Origin of the sequence: Pseudomonas arsenicoxydans (assembly GCF_900103875.1) — a bacterium.
Taxonomy (GTDB): domain Bacteria; phylum Pseudomonadota; class Gammaproteobacteria; order Pseudomonadales; family Pseudomonadaceae; genus Aquipseudomonas; species Aquipseudomonas arsenicoxydans.
The window spans coordinates 1271484-1290202 of the sequence record NZ_LT629705.1; the positions used below are offsets into that span (position 1 = coordinate 1271484).

The following is an 18719-nucleotide window of genomic DNA, read 5'->3' on the forward strand; positions in this document are numbered from 1 at the left end:
TCCGCGTTCGGCTCTGGATGGGACGCAGAGCGTCCCGGGCTGCATTCCCACGCAGAGCGTGGGAACGATCTTCAGCGGGGTTATTCGATGAAAGTGACGACACCGCCGGCCAGCGACTGAACGCGCGCCAGGGATTCAACCCGATAACCCTGCGCATCCAGTTCCGCACGGCCGCCCTGGAACGACTTCTCGATCACGATCCCCAAACCGGCAACCGTAGCGCCAGCCTGTTTGATGATCGAGATCAGCGCTTGCGATGCCTTACCGTTGGCCAGGAAGTCATCGATGATCAGCACGCGGTCGCTGCTGGTCAGGTGGCGCGGGGAGATCGCCACGGTGCTTTCGGTCTTCTTGGTGAACGAGTAGACGGTCGCCGACAGCAGGTTTTCAGTCAGGGTCAGGGACTGCTGCTTGCGGGCGAAGATCACCGGCACGCCGAGGTTCAGACCGGTCATGATCGCCGGAGCGATGCCCGAGGCTTCGATGGTGACGATCTTGGTGATGCCCGAGTCCTTGAACAGCGTGGCGAATTCGTCGCCGATCAGCTTCATCAGGGCCGGGTCGATCTGGTGGTTCAGAAAGGCGTCGACTTTCAGGACCTGGTCGGAAAGCACGATGCCTTCTTCGCGAATTTTCTTGTGCAGTGCTTCCATGAAGCTTTCCTCTAAGGACGGCTGTGCGTCCAAGGCTGGTTAAAAAGTAGTCGATTCTAGCGCTTTAACATCGCGCGTATATCCGCCAATGCGGTATTGCCGCGAACGGCTTTGACCTCGACGGGCGTGTCGTCGGTGCCTTCCCAGGCCAGATCGTCCGGCGGCAACTCATCGAGGAAGCGGCTCGGCGCGCAATCGATAATCTCGCCGTATTGCTTGCGCTTGGCGGCGAAGGTGAAGGCCAGGGTCTGACGCGCCCGGGTAATCCCGACGTAGGCCAGTCGGCGTTCTTCTTCGATGGTGTCGGCTTCGATGCTGGAGCGGTGCGGGAGGATTTCCTCTTCCATGCCCATGATGAACACGTAAGGGAATTCCAGGCCTTTGGAGGCGTGCAAGGTCATCATCTGCACACCTTCGGCGCCGTCTTCCTCTTCCTGCTGACGTTCCAGCATGTCGCGCAGTACCAGTTTGCCGATGGCGTCTTCGACGGTCATCTCGCCTTCTTCGTCCTTCTCCAGCGTGTTCTTCAACGCTTCGATCAGGAACCAGACGTTGCCCATGCGGTAATCGGCGGCCTTGTCGCTGGAGCTGTTGGTGCGCAGCCAGTTCTCGTAGTCGATGTCCATGACCATGCTGCGCAGCGCCGAGATCGGGTCTTCCCCGGCGCACTGTTCGCGCACCTTGTCCATGAAGCGCTTAAAGCGCGACAGGCGATCGGTGAAGCGCGCATCCAGGTGTTCGCCCAGGCCGATTTCATCGGTGGCGGCGTACATCGAGATCTTGCGTTCGGTGGCGTAGTTGCCCAGTTTTTCCAGCGTGGTCGAACCGATCTCCCGGCGCGGAACGTTGATCACCCGCAGGAAGGCGTTGTCGTCATCCGGGTTCACGATCAGGCGGAAGTAGGCCATCAGGTCTTTCACTTCCTGGCGGCCGAAAAAGCTGTTGCCGCCCGACAGTCGATACGGAATCTGGTGGTGTTGCAGCTTCAGCTCGATCAGCTTGGCCTGGTAGTTACCGCGATACAGGATCGCGAAATCGCTGTATGGCCTGTCCGTGCGCAAGTGCAGGGTCAGCAGTTCCACGGCCACGCGCTCGGCTTCGGCGTCTTCGTTGCGGCAGCGGATTACGCGGATCTCGTCGCCGTGGCCCATTTCGCTCCACAGTTGCTTTTCGAATTCGTGCGGGTTGTTCGAGATCAGCACGTTGGCGCACCGCAGGATGCGGCTGGTGGAGCGATAGTTCTGCTCCAGCATGACCACTTTCAGGGACGGGTAGTCGTCCTTGAGCAGCATCAGGTTTTCCGGCCGCGCCCCGCGCCAGGCGTAGATCGACTGGTCATCGTCGCCCACCACGGTGAACTGGTTGCGCGTGCCGATCAGCAACTTCACCAGAAGATACTGGCTGGCGTTGGTGTCCTGGTATTCGTCCACCAGCAGGTAGCGGACTTTGTTCTGCCACTTTTCGAGAATGTCGGCGTGTTCCTGGAACAGCTTCACCGGCAACAGGATCAAGTCGTCGAAGTCCACCGCGTTGAACGCCTTGAGCGTGCGCTGATAGTGGGTGTAGACGATGGCGGCGGTCTGTTCTTTGGGGTTGCGTGCGTTTTCCAGGGCTTCGGCCGGCAGGATCAGGTCGTTTTTCCACGAGCCGATCATGTTCTTGATCTCGTCGACGCCATCGTCGCCGGCGTATTCCTTCTGCATGATGTCGGTCATCAGGGCTTTGACGTCGGTCTCGTCGAAAATCGAGAAGCCCGGTTTGTAGCCCAGCCGCACGTGTTCCTTGCGGATGATGTTCAGGCCCAGGTTGTGGAAGGTGCACACGGTCAGGCCACGGCCTTCGCCGCCCTTGAGCAGGGTGCCGACCCGTTCCTTCATCTCGCGCGCGGCCTTGTTGGTGAAGGTCATGGCGACGATGTACTGGGCGCGGATGCCGCAGTTCTGGACCAAGTGCGCAATTTTGCGAGTGATCACGCTGGTCTTGCCGGAGCCTGCACCGGCGAGCACCAAAAGAGGGCCGCCGACGTAGCTCACGGCTTCTTGCTGCCGGGGATTGAGTCGGGACATGCGTAGTCAGGGAGTCATTTATGAAATGGGCCGGCATTTTAACAGGCTCAGCGAATTGTGCTGCTCTCTCCGACTTGTGACGTACTGCGCTATCTCTATTTGCCGGTTTTGATACTTTCAAGCAGGATGCGCGGTGAATTTGCGGCTAATGTTCGTATTCCAGACACAAAGCCTCGCTTGATAACTGATGTCATTTGGTCATTGGTCATTGGTTAGCAGCGCGGCATAATGCCTGCCGCCTACATCTTTGCAGAGTCTAGGGAGCTAGCTTGTCTACGCCTGTCGAACCCTTGCGTTTGCTGCTACTGGCCGAAGAGCCAGCGTGGGCAGCGTTGTTGCGCGAGTGTCTGGCTCCGATGGGGAGCTCGGCCGTGCTCATCAGCGCTCCGAGTTGGGACTCGGTCAGCAGTCTGTTCGATGACAACCGCGGTGCGGTGTTGTTGACGATTCCTGCCCTTCAGCCTGCGCCCGGCCGTTGTAACCTGCCGACGGTGTTGCTGCTCGAGCACGAGCCGACGTCGCCGCCCGATGGCGTGAGCGACTGGCTGGTGCGCGATCATCTCGATCCCGGCATGCTGCGCCGTTGCTTGCGCCACGTGCGTGAGCGCGGTGTGCTGGAAAACACGTTGCAGCGTCTGGCCGAGCAAGACCCGCTCACCGGCATCGCCAACCGTCAGGGTTTCCAGACCTTGCTGGCAGCGCGTCTGGCGGAAAACGACGGCCGCGGCGTGGCCCTCGGTCACCTGGATCTCGACAATTTCCGTCACGCCAACGATGCCCTCGGTCATCAGGCCGGCGACCGGTTGATCCTGCAAGTGGTCGCGCGCCTGAAAAGTCAGCTTGAGGCCGGCGATCAACTGGCGCGACTGGGCAGCGACGAATTCGCCCTATTGATCGACACCCGTCGTGCGCCGCAACGCGCCGAATGGATGGCCGAACGCATCACCGAAGCCCTGGCCGAGCCTTACTGGGTCGATGGCGAAAGCCTGTTGATCGGTTCCAGCCTGGGCATCGCCCATGCGCGGGCTCAGGCAGGCGCCGACCCTCTGATGTGGCACGCGCACATCGCCATGCAGCAAGCCAAAAGCACTCAGGGCTGCACCTTTCATATCTTTAACGAACGCATCAACCGCAACGCCCGCAGCATGGCCGATCTCGAAAGCGAGCTGCGCCGGGCCTTGCGTCGTGACGAACTGGAGCTGCATTACCAGCCACGCCTGAACCTTGAGGACGGCAAAATCGTCGGCCTCGAAGCCCTGGTGCGCTGGCGCCATGCCGAGCGTGGTTTGCTGGCGCCCAGCGAATTCGTGCCGCTGGCCGAGCAAAGCGGTTTGATCGTGCCGCTTGGTTACTGGGTGATCTCCCGCGCCCTGCGCGACATGCAAGCCCTGCGCGAGCTCGGTTTGCCGGCGTTGCACATGGCGATCAACCTGTCGTTCCGTCAGTTCCAGGACAGCCAATTGTTGTCGACCCTGAGCCGGCTGATTGCCGAGCGCGGCGTCGAGGCGCAATGGCTGGAGTTTGAGCTGACCGAAACCGCGGTGATGCGCCGCAGCGATCTGGTGAAGCAGACCATGGATGCCCTCGGGCGACTGGGCGTGCGCTTCTCTCTGGATGACTTCGGCACCGGGTTCTCGTCCTTCGTGCACCTCAACAGCCTGCCGATTGCCTTGCTCAAGGTCGACAAAAGCTTTGTCGGCGGCATGGAAGAACGTGAAGAGAATCGCAAACTGGTCCACGCGATGATCAACCTGGCGCACAACCTCAATCTTGAAGTGGTGGCTGAAGGCGTGGAAACGCCAGAACAACTGGATTTGTTGCGTGGGTTTGGTTGCGATCAGGTGCAGGGTTACCTGATCAGCAAGCCGCTGCCACTGACGGAACTGGTTGAGTATTTGACGTTTGACTGCGACCAGCAGCCGGCGCTGGGTGTCGTGAGCTAAACGCGAACAACGGTGGGAGCAAGCGGGCTCGCTCCCACAAGGACGTCATTCGGTCTGAATGGCCTCGAAACGCTGCGACGCAGGCTCGCGCCGAATCATCCCTTTCATCTTCCACTCGAACGCCAGCGTCAGACTCACCGCCGCACACGCCAGGCCCAACGCCAACCCCCACCAGACGCCCGTTGGCCCCCAGTTCAAGTTGAACGCCATCCACCATGCGGCCGGTGCCCCGATCAGCCAATAGCAACCGAGCCCGACCAGAAAGGTGGTCTTGGCGTCCTTGAGCCCGCGAATGCAGCCCATGGCGATGGTTTGCGTACCGTCGAACAGTTCGAACCATGCGGCGACCGCCAGCAGGCTCACAGCCAGTTCAATCACGGGACGGAACGCCGGGTCGTTGTGGTCCAGGAACAGGCCGATCAACTGATTCGGCAGGAACCAGAAGACCATCGCAAACCCCAGCATCGCTGCTGCGCCAAAGGCAATCCCGACCCGGCCGGCCAGCCGCGCATCCAGCAACTGTCCGGCACCGTAATGCTGGCCGATGCGCATGGTGATCGCATAAGAAAGCCCCGCCGGAATCATGAACGCGACCGAGACGATTTGCAGGGCGATCTGGTGTGCGGCCAGCTGCGTGCTGCCCATGGTGCCCATGCACAGCGCCGCGAATGCAAACAACCCGACTTCCACCGCGTAAGTGCCGCCGATGGGCAGGCCGAGGCGCCACAGCTCTTTCAAGTACTGACGGTTGGGCCGCGACAGGCCCTGGCGCAGCGGATAAGCGTCGTAGGCTGGATGCCGACGGATGTGCAGCGCCAGCGCCACGGCCATCAGGTTGGCGACAATGGCCGTGACCAGGCCGATGCCCATCAGGCCCAGTTTTGGCAGGCCGAACATGCCGGTGATCAACGCATAGTTGAGCAGGAAGTTGGCCACGGTACCGCCCAGGCTGATGACCATCACCGGCGTCGCCCTGCCGATGGCGCTGGTGAATCCGCGCAAGGCCATGAAGCTCAGGTAGCCGGGTAGGGCAAAAGGCAGGATCAGCAAGAACTGGCCGGCGGCGTGGACGTTGGTTTCGGTCTGGCCAAACAGCAGCAACACCGGTTTGAGGTTCCACAGCAGCAACCCGGCCACCAGCGCCATCAGCCAGGCCAGCCACAACCCGGCCTGTGTCAGTCGCGCAGCACCGACGATATCGCCGGCGCCCTGACGGATCGCCACCAGGGTGCCGACGGCGGCGATCACGCCGATGCAGAAGATCGACACAAACGAATACGTCGCCGCGCCCAGGCCGCCACCGGCCAGCGCTTCAGGACTCAGGCGCGCCATCATCAAGGTATCGGTGAGGACCATCAGCATGTGCGCCAACTGCGAGGCAATCAACGGCCCCGCCAGCCGCAGGATGGCCCAGAGTTCGGTACGTGCTGGATGCTGCATGATCATCACGCTCGTCTATCGAAGAGAAAAAGGAAACCCCAGGGAAATCAGGAGAACGCCGATTCTCGGCGCTTCACGGGAATTGCACAAAGGGATAAAAAGGATGGGTGGCATGAGTCAAACTCATGCTGGCAGATTTCTGCTAACGTTGCCTAACCGCGCTTCAGGAGCTTTTCCGATGTCCCGTCGTCTTCCACCCTTGTATGCCCTGCGCGCATTTGAAGCGGCGGCGCGGCACAGCTCGTTTACCCGTGCGGCGGAAGAGCTGTCGATCACCCAAAGTGCGGTCAGTCGGCATATTCGTACACTCGAAGAGCATTTCGCCTGTCGTCTGTTTCACCGCAGCGGACGCAACCTGCAATTGACCGAGTCGGCGCGGCTGATCCTTCCTGGCATTCGCGAAGGCTTTACCGCGCTGGAACGTGCCTGCAATACCTTGCGCGCCGAAGACGACATCCTGCGTATGAAAGCTCCGTCGACGCTGACCATGCGCTGGCTGCTGGCCCGGCTCAGCCGTTTTCGGCATCTGCAACCGGGCAACGAGGTGCAACTGACCAGCGCCTGGATGGACATCGACTCGGTGGACTTCAATCACGAACCGTTCGACTGCGCCGTGATCCTCAGCAACGGACATTTCCCGCCGGACTGGGAGGCGACGCGGTTGTTTCCAGAAGAGTTGATTCCCGTGGGGGCGCCGAATCTGCTGAAGGATCAGCCGTGGGACGTTGCGCGTCTGGCCAGCACCGAACTGCTGCACCCGACGCCGGACCGCCGAGACTGGCGCACGTGGCTTGTGCGCATGGGCCTGGATGATCAGGTGTCGCTCAAGGGCGGGCAGGTATTCGACACACTGGAGCTGGGCATGATCGCGGCAGCCCGAGGTTACGGTGTGTCCATGGGCGATTTGTTGATGGTGGCGGAGGATGTCGCGCAGGGTCGTCTGAGTCTGCCGTGGCCGACCGCAGTGGCCAGCGGTGAGAATTATTACCTGGTCTGGCCGAAAACCCGTCCGGGAGGTGAACGTTTGCGCCGCCTCAGCGATTTCCTGCTCGGGGAGGTCCGGGCCATGGATTTACCGGATGTCGAGCGCCTGAGCTGAATCGATAGAGCCCCAGTGTTAGAGGCCTTGAGCCATATCCTCGTTTTTTACTCAAGTATTCAGGTTTGCCGCCGAATATCTGCAGATGGAACCTTCGTGCAGGTTCGTTGCAATTCCCTTTGAATATTGCCGAGTGTGCATCGTGATCAGGATGATCCGGTCGCTCAGCCAGGAGCTGTCATGTCTCAACCCCGTGCCCGGATCGCCTCACAGCTAGGTCTTGCGCTCGCCGTGATTCTGGCGATTGTCATCACTGGCAGTACCGTATTCGCCCTGCGTTCGCTGGACAGTGCCAACCTCGCCACCCGCGAGGAGCACCTGGCCAGCGAAGCCCGGTTGCTGGCTGACCAATTGAGCACCTTTCACGGCACGTTGCGTGAAAGCACCCAGCGTCTGGCCGGCCTGTTCGAGAAACGCTTCAGTGCGGGTCTGAACTTACACCCGGATGAGCCGGTGACCGTGGCGGGCACGCAGACACCGGGCTTGCACCTGGGCAGCGAAGTGTTGAACAACAACTTCAAGGAAGTTGACGAGTTCAAGCAAATGACGGCGGGCGTCGCGACGGTGTTCGTGCGCAGTGGCGAAGACTTTGTACGGGTCAGTACCTCCCTGACCAAGCAGGATGGCAACCGGGCCATCGGCACCTTGCTGGATCATGCCAACCCGGCCTATGCGCGGTTGATGGCGGGGCAGAGCTACGTCGGCCGCGCCTTGCTCTTTGATCGCTCCTACATGACTCAGTACACCCCTGTACGCGACAGCAGCGGCAAGGTGATTGCCGTGTTATTCGTGGGGTTCGATTACACCGATGCGCAGAATGCGCAGTTTGAGAACCTCAAACGCTTCCGCATCGGCCAGACCGGTTCCCTGGCGCTGCTGGATGAGCAGAACAAGTGGCTGGTTCCGATTGCGGGCGTGCAGGCGCTTGATAAAGCAGTCCCGGCCATCACCGGCCTGGCGAAAACTCAGGGCAAGGGCGATTTCTGGAGCGACAAGTCTGAAGACTTCTACAGTGTGGCCGTGCCGTTCGACGGCGGCCCATGGTCGGTGGTGGCGAGCATGCCAAAAACCGAAATCAGCGCCGTGACCTGGAGCGTTGGCATTCAACTGGCGATCGGCAGTCTGCTGGCGACGCTGATTGCCGTGGGTTCGGCGGTCTGGTTGCTGCGCAGCAAACTCGCGCCGCTGGGCGATCTGGTGCGCCAGGCTGAAGCGCTGGGCGCCGGTGATCTGAGCGTGCGCCTGAACGTGTCGAGCAATGACGAGATCGGTCAACTGGCTCGCGCCTTCAACCAGATGAGCCAGGCGTTGTCGACGATGGTCGAGCACATCCGCAAGGCCTCGGGCGAGGTCAACAGTCGTGCCCAGGCCTTGTCCGGCCTGTCCGGCGGTGCGTATGAAGGGATGGAGCAGCAGTCCGGCGAAATCACCAGCATGGCCGGTGCCGTGGAAGAATTCAGCGCCACGTCCCTGAACATTGCCGACAACATGGGCAGCACCCAGCGCCTAGCGCAGGAAAACGCACAGCAAACCCAGATTGGTCGCACGTCGATGGACGAAGCGTCCTCGTCTCTGGAGCAAATCGCTGGCGCCTTGAACAGCACCGCCACCGTGATCAACACCCTCGGTCAGCGCTCCCAGGAAATCGGCGGCATCGTTGGCGTGATTACCTCGATCGCCGAACAAACCAACCTGCTGGCGTTGAACGCGGCCATCGAAGCGGCCCGTGCCGGCGAGCAGGGTCGCGGCTTTGCGGTGGTGGCCGATGAGGTGCGCAACCTGGCTTCACGCACTCGCCAGGCCACCGATGAAATTTCCGGGATGATTCAAAGCATCCAGCAGGAAACCGGCAACGCGATCAGCACCATGGAGCAAGGCAACCTGTTAATGCAGGAAGGCCTGTCGCGTAACGCCAACGTGGCCTCGGCCCTGGCGCGCATCGACGAGCAGAGCCGCTCGGCCGGCGAGCAATTCGCGGCGATCACCACGGCGACTCAGGAACAGAGCAGCACCGCGACCTTGCTCAGCAGCAACCTGCAAAGCATTGCGCTGGCCAACAGCGAGCAGCGTGAAGTGGTGTCGAACCTGGCCGTTACCGCCAAAGAGCTGGAGAAGCTGGCGGCTGACTTGCGGCAAGAGGTTGACCGGTTTCGTTGAGGCGGCCGAAGCAGCTATCGCGAGCAGGCTCCACACTGGATTTGTGAACAACACATATCCTGTGGGAGCGAGCCTGCTCGCGATTGGCCTCACCTCAATCCTCAAGTCGAGCGATCAATCACACTTGGCATTACTCGACACTTCCTTCGTCGCCTGTTTCAACTGGCTACCCAGCTCAGCCGCATTGGTGCTGCTGTAAACTCGGCCACCGGTATTTTCAGCGATGCAACGTGACGGGCCACCGGTGCCGATTTTCACTACGTTGACCCGCAGGCGTGGTTGTTCCCTGGCGATGCGACGGGATACCGCGCAGGCGTCTTTATTGCAACCGTCCTCGCCGTCGACGAACATCACGATCACTGCATCGTTATTGCGCCCGTCGACCTTGCTGGCGGCGTAGGCCAGGCTGTCGGCCAGTGGTGTGCCATCGTTGGGAACCAGGCCGCGAATCCCGTTGATCAACCGCGGGCGGTCGCCAAGCTTGAACACGCCCTGGTCCGGTGTTCTTTCGCAACCGGCGAAGGTGATCAGGCGCGTGTCGATTTTCGGGTCCAGCCCATTGATCATGCCGGCCAGCGATTCCTTGGCGACGTCCATGCGGCTGGGCTTGGCGAAGATCTGCATGGTGCGGTTCGGGTCCAGGTACTTGTTCATCTCATTGCCGAAGAACCAGTCCTCGTCGGCTTTCACCGACTTGATGTTCAAATCCATCGAGCCCGAAGTGTCGAGTACCACCACAAATTGCGGGGGCACGGCATCCGGCGCTTTTTTACGGCACGCGTAGTTGTCCAGCGTCGGGGCTGGAGGTGGCGGAGGTGGCGGCGCGACCGGTTTTGGTGGTGGGACCGGCTTGGGCGGCGGCACTGGTTTTGGTTCGGGCACCGGTTCTGGTTCCGGGGCAGGCTCCGGTTCCACGACAGGCTCGGGAGCCGGTTCAACCGGTTTCTCCACCGGTTTCTCCACAGGCGTCACCACCGGCGCTACCGGTGGAACCACGACCACCGGCTCACGGTGCAGGAACCACCAGAGCCACAGCGCCAGAAGCAACAACAGCAGCGCCAGCAGGGCCGCCGCGATCCACCAGCCACGGCGCGAAGGCGGTACGACCGGCACGACCGGAACCACCGGCGGCACGACTGGTTTGGGCGGACGCTGGTTCCAGCGCACCACCAGCGGCTCACCATTGAGGCTGTAAAGCTTGTCCAGTTCGGGCGTGCCGAGCAGGCTGCGCAGGTCTTGCGCTTCCGTCGGTTGACCGCGTTTTTGCAGTTCGTCCGCCAGCTGTCCGAGGGACGTCTGACGCACTTCATAGGTTTCCAGCAAGCGTCGTTGCGCGTCCTCGTTGAGGTCGGCGTAGGGCGTGGGTTGGCCACCCAGTTCGGTCCACCATTCCAGCACGTCACCGCTGCCCATTCGCGGAATGGCGAAGAGACTGGCGACGGTCGGCGGAAAGTGTTTCTGGATGAGGGCGACTTTGGCTTGCAGCGCACTCATCCCCTCCGGTGTGGCTTGCGCATCCCTGATGACCCGCTGCATGACGACGATTCCTGAAAAAGGTGCTGGCCTCCATCGGGAGGCCTGCGGGGTGAAAAGTTACTCTTCGTAACCGAGGCTGAATTGCAGTTGGTTAACCTTCTTCTGCAAGGCCTTCAGTTGCTCCTGCTTGGCGGCCAGCGTCGCCGGTGACGCCTTGGTCGCGGGCGCCGCCTGCGATGCCTTGAGCTGCTGCTCAAGCCCGGCGATCTGCTTCTGGACCTGGCTTTCATTGGCATGCCGGGCTTTCAAGGAGGACAGCAACTGACTCAGGGACTGGTTCAGCGCCGCCTGGGATTTCTGCTGGCTGGCCAGGTCGGTCTTGGTGCTTAGTTGCTGGGCCTGAATGTTCTCGTAGACCTGGCGGAACATGGCGTTTTCCTGGCGAGAGGCAGACAGGGCCTGTTCTTTCTGCTTGACCTGATCGCTGTAGCCACCGGAGTAGTCGCAGTTCATTTTGGTCAGCATGCTGCTGTCGCGATTGGTCGCATCGCATTCGCCGGGCTTGGTCGCGCAACCGCTCAAAGCCAGGACGGCGGTGAGGAGCGCCAGTGGTCGTAGCGTCATGTGCTTAGCCCAGGGTGATAGCGGAGCGTTGGCTGTACAGACCGTCGACTTCCTTCTGCAGGGCGGCGACTTTCTGGTTCATTTTCTTAATGTTCATGTCCACCTGCTTGATCTCGGCACCGCTGGCACCTTGTGCACGCTCGGCGTCTGCCACTTTGGTGTACTCGGTGACTTTGGTGCGCATGTTGCCGAGGTCTTTGCGCAGGCGCGCGATGTTCGAATCAATCTCGGCGATTTGCACCTGGGCCTTGGCTTTGTCGACTTTCTTGTTGGCGATGTCCTTTTTGATCTGGGCGATCTGCGCCTGGTCGTCATTGATCACTTGCTGAGCGGTCGCGGTACGGGCGATCACGTTCTGCGTGTCTTGTTCGACGTCGCTGTTCATTTTAGCCAGGCGGGTTGAGGTGTCGGCGTATTCGCTGCGACGCTGATCCAGATAGTAGTTCGCGCCCATGGCCACGCCACACGCGGTAATACCGGCGGCGACGGCGCACACGGCTTTGTTGTTGCTGTTGGACAGCGCGCAAGCGAGGATGCCGACACCCGCGCCCATGGCGCAGGCCTGGTAGCCGGATTTGCTGAAGAACTCTGCATCCTGGCCCTGGGTCAGGCGCGGATCGGCCCCGCCGCTTTCGCCGAGCATGGAGCTACCGGTGTTGGCGCAACCGGTCAGCAGCAGGCTGCCGGCAACAACGAAAGCGATCTGTAGCTTGAAGCGAGTCCAAAGGCTGCGCGACATGGTGAAACTCCTGATGACGGTGCTGACGTTTTTTTATGGAAGTGAGCTATTGAGAAACGGCTTTGCAGCTGCTCAGCCAGGCTTCAGTGTCGATCTTCTGTTTTTGCAGGAACGCTTTCTGATTGGCCCAGTGGGTGCGCAAGTAAGGTTTCAGGTCTTGTAGCTGTTTGTTGCGGGTAATGATTTCTTCCATCACCGGGACCTGCGTTTCAAGCAATGGCTGGCCGTATAAGGTCGCCGATTCCACCAGGCTGCTGGCGTAGTAACGGCTGAGTTTGTGCAGGCGATCCTTCTGCTCGTCGAGCTTGGTTTTGCGCATGTCGCAGCTCGCGTCTTTGTCCGCGCTTTCGCAATTGAGCTTGTAGTTCTTTTGCAGGAAGTCCACGTACTGGCCGTCGTCGAGCATCTTGGTGCACAAGAATGCGCCCAGATTGAGGCTGGCGCGAATCGCCTGGTCGCGGGTTTCTTCCTGCTGCTGGTTGCTGGCGCGCAACTGGTTCTCCAGGGCCTGGAGTTTTTCCTTGAGCGCTTTGTCTTCGACGCCCGAAGCGAGGCTGTTCAGGGATTGCACCGTGCCTTTGTCGGCGGATTCGGTTTCCTTGCTGCCGGTGCCGAGTTTCTTCCAACTGGATTCAATGCTGGCGACCCGTTCGCGAGACGTCAGGGTCGGTGAGACCATGACCAGGCGTAGGCCCGTGGTTTTGTTCTTCACCTGGCCGTCTGCGTTGTAATACGGCTCTTCCTTGCGCAATGCCGTGCGCAGGTCGGCCTGAGCAGTCAGGTAATTGCCGCCACGCACCACGTAGCCGCCGGCCTGACCGTGCTGACGGTCGAGTTTGTTCAGGCGAAAGGGCTCGAACATCATTTCGTCAACGTTGCCGAGCATGTCATGCAGGCCCAGCGGATTGGGTTTTTGCAGGCCGGACAACTGCACTTTGCCGTTGGACGATTGCGCCCCGGCGAACCACTCGTAAGCATTGATACCTTCCGGCATAGGGTAGTTCGTATCGCGGAATTCAGCGGCGCTGACTTCCAGCCCACCACGTGCGGCGAACTCCCACTCGACTTCAGTCGGCAAGCGCAAGAAGCCCTGCGCGCCGTCTTCCTTGGGCAACTTGTCGGCCGCGTTTTTGCGCAGCCACAGGTTGTACTTGTCGGCGGCTTCGATGGCTTGCACCCAGCTCACGGCCGTCTGCGGCACACGCAGTTTGGTGGCGGCGGTGGGGCAGGTGGCTTCGGTCAGCGCGGCGTATTGCAGCTGACTCATCTCGTACTTGGCCATCAGGTAATAGCGGGATTTGTCGTTCTTGCCGCCCGTAAAACTACCGGCGATGAACGTCGGTCGAGTCTGTTCGACGTAGCCGTATTCCGCGCCGTCCTGACCGATGTTGATCGGGTAGTCGTCGAGCGGCCCGGCCACCGGGATGAACACCTTGCGAAACACCATCGAGCCTTCGCAGGGCATCGGTAGCACCACGTCGGCAGCATCAGGCATCGGGTTGTAGAACTTCTCTTCCCAGCCCGCCGCCGAGGCGTCGAGCACATAGCCGAGGCTCAGGGGCAACAGCAAGCCAAAACGTTTATAGCTCACGCAGACTCTCCGCAGGTTGGATGTTGATCGCTCGCACGGCGCCGATCACGGCCACCATTGCAGCGACCACAAAGGTCAGGAGCAGGGCGGCAAGGCCATGCCAGATTGTGATGTGGCAAACGAAACTGCCGGTGGCCTGGCTGCTGCCGAGCAGGTAGTCGAACAAATGACTGCCGACGGCATAAAACCCCAACCCGCCAACGTAGCCGGCCAAGCTCAGTGCCAGCGCTTGCAGGACCACGAAACCGCCAACAGCACGACGCTTGAAACCTAACAGACGCAGGACCGCGAGACTTTTGCGTTTGCGGTCGATGTTGGCCAGGAACGCGCCGACCATCGACGCCACGCAGCCAATCAGCGCCGCCATGGCGATCACGCCGAAGATCAGCCCCAGCACATGGTTGATGGCTTTGACGTTGTCGATGTCGGCCAACCGGCTCGACGTTTCGATGTGTTGTTCGTTGAGCCAATGCTCCAGCGGTGCGACTTGATCGATGTCACGGGCATAGACGCGAGCGCGGGCATACAGCGGTTGCAGATCGCCCAGAGGCTTGCCGGTTTCGATGCCGAATGCGCTGACCTGATAACCGTCGCGAAAGTGCTCCAGATCCAGCAGCAGCGGCGGGGCGACAAACCCGGCTGCGCGGCCGAAGCGAGCGCCGTCGAGCACCGCCAGCACCGTCAGGGTCATCTCTCCTCGTTCATTGACACCTTCCAGACGACGCAATGCACGCAGTTGCACGCTGTCGCCGGCCTTGGCCTGTAAACGTTGCGCGGCGCTGGCGCTGAGGATCACTTGATTGCCGACAGGGGTGAGAGACGACAGGTTCAGCTGTGGATCGCCCGGTTCGGTGGCAATGATCTCGGCGCCTTCGACAAACCGTTGCATGCCGATCAGCAGGTCAGCCTGGGTATTGAGCGAGCGCGTCTGGCCGAGGGCAAAACCGGTTTCGGGGCGCAGGCGCAAACGCTCGATCCAGGCCGTGTCGTAGTTGCCGTTGCTGAGCATCTTCACTTCAAGGTTGCGCGGGTCGCGCAGCAGTTCGTCCTGCAACTGGCTGACCACCCCGTGCTTGAGCCCGAACAGCAGCAACAACGGCGCAATCACCGCCACCAGCGACGCGGCGATGCACAGCGAAACCTTGCGGTCGTGCCAGAGGTCTTGCAGGGCCAGTGAGACCAGCAAGCGCAGTCGTTCAGTCCATCGGTTCAAACGATGTCTCTCCCTCACGGCTGATCGCACCGAGTCGCGGCAAGCCGAAATCCTTCAGCAAGGCCCAGTCATGGGACACAACGAGCGCGCTCAAACCCATGCTCGACACCAGGCTCAGTAGCAACTCGAACAAGCGCCGGGCACTGTGGGGGTCGAGCGCGGCGGTGGGTTCGTCGGCCAACAGCAACAGCGGTTCATGGGCAATTGCTCGCACGCAGGCAACGCGCTGACGCTCGCCGATGGACAACGCCTGAGGGTGTTTGTCCAGCAGCCCTTGCAGGCGCAACACGTCAACCGCATGGTCGATGTGCTCGCTCTTTGCCGGCATCCCGAGCAACCGGCGCGGCAGGCTGATGTTGTCCCGCACGCTCAGGAACGGCAGCAAGCCGCCACTCTGCAAAATGAACCCCAAGTGTCGCGAGCGCACGGTCGCCAAGGCTGGCTGGTCGTCGTTGGCAAGCAGTTGGGCGATATCCTGACCCTGCGCCGCGCCTAGCCGAAACCGCTCGAGCTCCATCGGCGCCAGCAACAGGCCGATGGCTTCGAGCAGTGTGCTTTTGCCGCTGCCGCTTTCGCCGGTGATGGCGAGGATTTCCCCGGCCCCGACCTGCAAGTGCGGCAGGCGCACGTGATGGGCCAGCGCGCCTTTACCACGGCGCACCAGCAGGTTCTTGATATCGAGCATCAGCGTCTCGTTAAGGCATCATTTCCAGTGGCACGGGATACACGTTGTCCCGCGCATCGCTGTCCTTGGCTAAAGCCACCCAACGGTCGACGTCAGCGTTGTAACGCTGGTAATGCCGAAGTTTGGTGTTCAGCGTTCGGATGAATTTCTCTTGCGCCAGACCGTCCCAGCTCTTCCAGGTCTCTTCATCCAGGTTCAGCACTTCACTCTGATAGGGCAGGTCTTCGAGGTATTCACCAAGGACGCCCATCTCCGCCAGTTTGGCGTTGCTGTTCTGCTTGAGCTGATTCGGATCGGCGCCCATGGTCGCGGCTACCGAACGCAGGCGATCGAACATTTCCGTTGGCGAAATCAGGCCTTCGTTGGCGGCGTCGAGGATCTTCTTCATCACGTCGCTCAAGTCGCTGAGCTGTGACTTGGTCAGCAGCACCCGCACGTCGGTGGTCGGGATGTTCTGCTTGATCAGGTCACGGTCGCTGATCCACGCCTTGAACACCGGCGGGGCCTTGCTGTTGGTCTTCTCGCCGAGATAGGCGAGTTGCATGGCGTGGCCGATCAGCGCCGCGTCTTCGAGCATTTTCTTCTCGGCCGGGTCCTGCTTGGCGTTCGCGGCGCTGCCGATGGCGTCTTCACCCATGTAGGCGGCTTTCACCTGTGAGGTGATCGCGGTGGCCAAAGCGTCGACCTTGCGCCCGAACTCCTGAATGTCACCGGCGTTCACCGGGTAATACAGGGAGGTGTTGGTGCCTGGGTAGGTCGACAGGTTCCGGTACTGCGCCTCGGCCTTGGCGTGGTCTTTAACCCCGGCCGGGGTTTTCAGGTGCAGCGTGTAAATCGCCACGCCCGGATTGGCCGCTTCGAGGCGAACCTGCGAGGCGCTCAAACCGGTCTTCGACAATTTGTCGTCGCCTTCAATGGCGCCGGCGTCGGTGATCAGCACCACGTAACGTGCGCCGAACTGGCTCCAGTCGACCTTGTCGATGCTCTCCATGACGCCGGCAAAGGCGTCTTCATCGAAGCTGCTGCTGGAGACTTTGGCCTGCTTGAGGTCGGCGACCTTGGCGAGGAAGTCGGCGCTGTCTTTCACCTTGGTAGGGTCGGCATACATTTTGGTGGTGTATTCGAGCCCCGGAACCGCTTGGGTGTTGGAACGGAACGCAACCATGCCGAACTTGACTTGCTTGCCGAGGTTCTGCGATTCGATCTGTTGATAGACCTTGCGGATCGCCTCGCGGGTGCGGTCGATGTACGGGTCCATGGAGATGGTCGAGTCAATGACAAACACCACCGCCGCGCTGAATTCCTTCAACTGACTGGACGTTTTGTCCTCGGGGTCCTTGCCGCCGGCCGCGTTGTTGGCTGCACCGCCCTTGGCGTTCTTGTCATCCGGTTTGCTGACCGACGCGACGTTCAGCAGGCGCGTGCGGAAACCGCCTTCGGTCATGACTTCTTCGCCGCTCAATACGGGCAGCAGGTAGAACTGCTTTTGCAGGTCGACGAAGTATTCAGGTTCCTGGGCCAGCACGCCGGGGGCTTGCTGGCCTTTTTTCAGGGCGGCCCGCAGCGGAGCGACCTTGCTGACCGGGTCCGGCGCGTCAAGGATGCCTTCGACCGTGGCGCGTTCCTTGAAGAACAGCAGGCGGTCGCGGTTGGCCGGGTTGGTGAAGGCCAGCGTCAGCTGCATCTTCCAGTCGGTGGTGCAGCCGGCGGGCAACCAGCCAATGGTTTTGCCATAGCTGTCCGGGCCGACTTTCAGCCACTCGGCGTTGGCGGCTTGCGCGCGTTCGTACACATAAAAACGGCTGAAGACCGGTTGCTCATCACCTGCCGCGCCACCTGCGGTCGGGCTGATTTTGCAGCCCGGCGTGGTCAGAACGCGCTGGAACAGGGTCTTCTTGCCGGCCTGGATCAGCGGCTTGTCATCGGCCTGGGACAGCGGGCTGATGCACAACGCCAAGAGGGCGGCGCCGCTCAGCAGGAATCGACTTACTCGAGAGCGCATCACTTCTGCAACTCCTCAAAACGCTGCTTGGCTTCGGCGTTGTTCGGGTCCTGGGTGAGGATGGTTTCGTACCAATAGGCGGCGGTGGCGTTGTCGGCGGTCGGGAAACACTCGCTGGCCTTCAGGTATTTCGGGTCGTATTCGCGGGCGTAAGCGTTGGCGATCAGCGCGTCACCGGCCTGGGCACGGTTGGCGTACAGCCGTTGGGCGACGCCGCAGTGTTTGCCGGCCTTGGCCTGGTTGATGATCTCCAGCAACTTGGCACTGTCGGGTGCCGCCTTGATGCAGGTCTGGACGAAGGTCAATTCAGGCAGGCTGTTCATGCTCTCCACGGTACAGGCTTGAGCATCAGCGCCGGCCGGTGCGGCGGCAGGGTTGGCGGCCACCGGGGCAGGCGCCGGGGTTCGTTTGTAGAACCAGAATCCGCCACCCGCGGCCAGCAGCAACAGCACGACAATCAGCAGGCCGATCAGGCCTTTGTTGCTTTTCTTCACCGGAGGAGGAGGTGGTGCGTAGTCGGGCTCGTGGGGCACTGACTCCAGCTCCACTTCGGGCTCGGCGGTGGACAGGACCAGCTCAGGCAGCTCCGGGATTTCCAGGATTTCCGGTGCCGGTGCACTCGGCGCGGTCAGTTCGGCGCCGCCATACGTCGAGCGCGTCTGGCCTCCGGCCGTGGACGGCAGCACACCAACGCCGGGCCGAACCACGCCTTTGTCTGCATGCCCTTGGCTCTGTTCGCGTAGTTCGATCTGGAATTGCGAGTTGGCGCCTCCTTCGAGCAGCGGGTCGACCACGTCCGGGCCGACCTGCGCTTCCAAGCCATCGCCGCTGGCCGTGACGTTGAAACGCGAGACCTTGAACCAGAATGGATTGTTGCTCCAGGCCTTGTGGTCCTGGAGGTAAAAACCGTCTTGGTTACGCTGAATGGAAAACTCCAGCTGTTCCTCGCCACCCTGCCACTTCTTCACAGTAAGGCGGGCCTTGCCAGGCACATTGGGTTCTAAGGCGAGCAGGTCGACACGAATTGGCAT

General features: G+C 61.1%; 14 protein-coding genes. 3 read left to right on the top strand and 11 right to left on the bottom strand.

What is annotated here, in order from left to right; genetic code table 11:
• Window positions 1-80: 80 nt before the first annotated feature.
• Window positions 81-653, bottom strand: a complete 573-nt coding sequence (locus BLQ41_RS05695) for a xanthine phosphoribosyltransferase (RefSeq protein ID WP_054048490.1) — start codon at window positions 651-653, stop codon at window positions 81-83.
• Window positions 654-709: 56 nt separating this feature from the next.
• The gene (rep, locus tag BLQ41_RS05700; protein WP_090178058.1) at window positions 710-2719 is read right to left on the bottom strand and encodes a DNA helicase Rep; all 2010 of its coding nucleotides are present in this window, start codon (window positions 2717-2719) and stop codon (window positions 710-712) included.
• Window positions 2720-2988: 269 nt separating this feature from the next.
• On the opposite strand from rep, the gene BLQ41_RS05705 reads away from it, so the two are divergent.
• On the top strand, window positions 2989-4662 hold the full coding sequence (locus BLQ41_RS05705; protein WP_090178061.1) for a putative bifunctional diguanylate cyclase/phosphodiesterase: 1674 nt from the start codon (window positions 2989-2991) through the stop codon (window positions 4660-4662).
• 45 nt (window positions 4663-4707) lie between these two features.
• On the opposite strand, the gene BLQ41_RS05710 is transcribed toward BLQ41_RS05705, so the two are convergent.
• Entirely contained in the window at window positions 4708-6102 is a 1395-nt protein-coding gene (locus tag BLQ41_RS05710) for a NorM family multidrug efflux MATE transporter (RefSeq protein ID WP_090188391.1), read from the bottom strand.
• A 178-nt stretch (window positions 6103-6280) separates the two neighbouring features.
• Between BLQ41_RS05710 and BLQ41_RS05715 the strand changes: the two genes are divergently transcribed.
• Both BLQ41_RS05715 and BLQ41_RS05725 read left to right on the top strand, forming a co-directional pair.
• A complete protein-coding gene (locus BLQ41_RS05715) occupies window positions 6281-7201 on the top strand; it encodes a LysR substrate-binding domain-containing protein (RefSeq protein WP_090178064.1) in 921 nt (306 codons plus the stop codon).
• Window positions 7202-7381: 180 nt separating this feature from the next.
• Complete coding sequence (locus BLQ41_RS05725; RefSeq protein ID WP_090178067.1) at window positions 7382-9358, top strand: methyl-accepting chemotaxis protein; 1977 nt, start codon at window positions 7382-7384, stop codon at window positions 9356-9358.
• Window positions 9359-9472: 114 nt separating this feature from the next.
• Here BLQ41_RS05725 and BLQ41_RS05730 read toward each other — a convergent pair whose 3' ends face one another.
• From BLQ41_RS05730 to BLQ41_RS05765, 8 genes are read right to left on the bottom strand one after another with little or no spacing between them, the layout of a single operon-like run.
• Window positions 9473-10894, bottom strand: a complete 1422-nt coding sequence (locus tag BLQ41_RS05730; RefSeq protein WP_090178071.1) for a vWA domain-containing protein — start codon at window positions 10892-10894, stop codon at window positions 9473-9475.
• A gap of 57 nt (window positions 10895-10951) precedes the next feature.
• Complete coding sequence (locus tag BLQ41_RS05735; RefSeq protein ID WP_090178073.1) at window positions 10952-11458, bottom strand: hypothetical protein; 507 nt, start codon at window positions 11456-11458, stop codon at window positions 10952-10954.
• A 4-nt stretch (window positions 11459-11462) separates the two neighbouring features.
• Window positions 11463-12197, bottom strand: coding sequence for a hypothetical protein (locus tag BLQ41_RS05740; RefSeq protein WP_090178076.1), 735 nt, complete (start codon window positions 12195-12197; stop codon window positions 11463-11465).
• Between the two features lie 46 nt (window positions 12198-12243).
• Complete coding sequence (locus BLQ41_RS05745) at window positions 12244-13788, bottom strand: SUMF1/EgtB/PvdO family nonheme iron enzyme (protein WP_090178079.1); 1545 nt, start codon at window positions 13786-13788, stop codon at window positions 12244-12246.
• Entirely contained in the window at window positions 13778-15001 is a 1224-nt protein-coding gene (locus tag BLQ41_RS05750) for an ABC transporter permease (RefSeq protein WP_090178084.1), read from the bottom strand. The genes BLQ41_RS05745 and BLQ41_RS05750 overlap by 11 nt, the downstream gene beginning before the upstream one ends.
• The gene (locus BLQ41_RS05755) at window positions 14985-15686 is read right to left on the bottom strand and encodes an ABC transporter ATP-binding protein (protein ID WP_090178087.1); all 702 of its coding nucleotides are present in this window, start codon (window positions 15684-15686) and stop codon (window positions 14985-14987) included. The genes BLQ41_RS05750 and BLQ41_RS05755 overlap by 17 nt, the downstream gene beginning before the upstream one ends.
• A gap of 10 nt (window positions 15687-15696) precedes the next feature.
• Window positions 15697-17688 carry a vWA domain-containing protein gene (locus BLQ41_RS05760; RefSeq protein ID WP_090178091.1) on the bottom strand — a complete coding sequence of 664 codons (1992 nt, stop codon included), beginning with the start codon at window positions 17686-17688 and terminating at the stop codon, window positions 15697-15699.
• A complete protein-coding gene (locus tag BLQ41_RS05765; RefSeq protein WP_090178094.1) occupies window positions 17688-18719 on the bottom strand; it encodes a hypothetical protein in 1032 nt (343 codons plus the stop codon). The genes BLQ41_RS05760 and BLQ41_RS05765 overlap by 1 nt, the downstream gene beginning before the upstream one ends.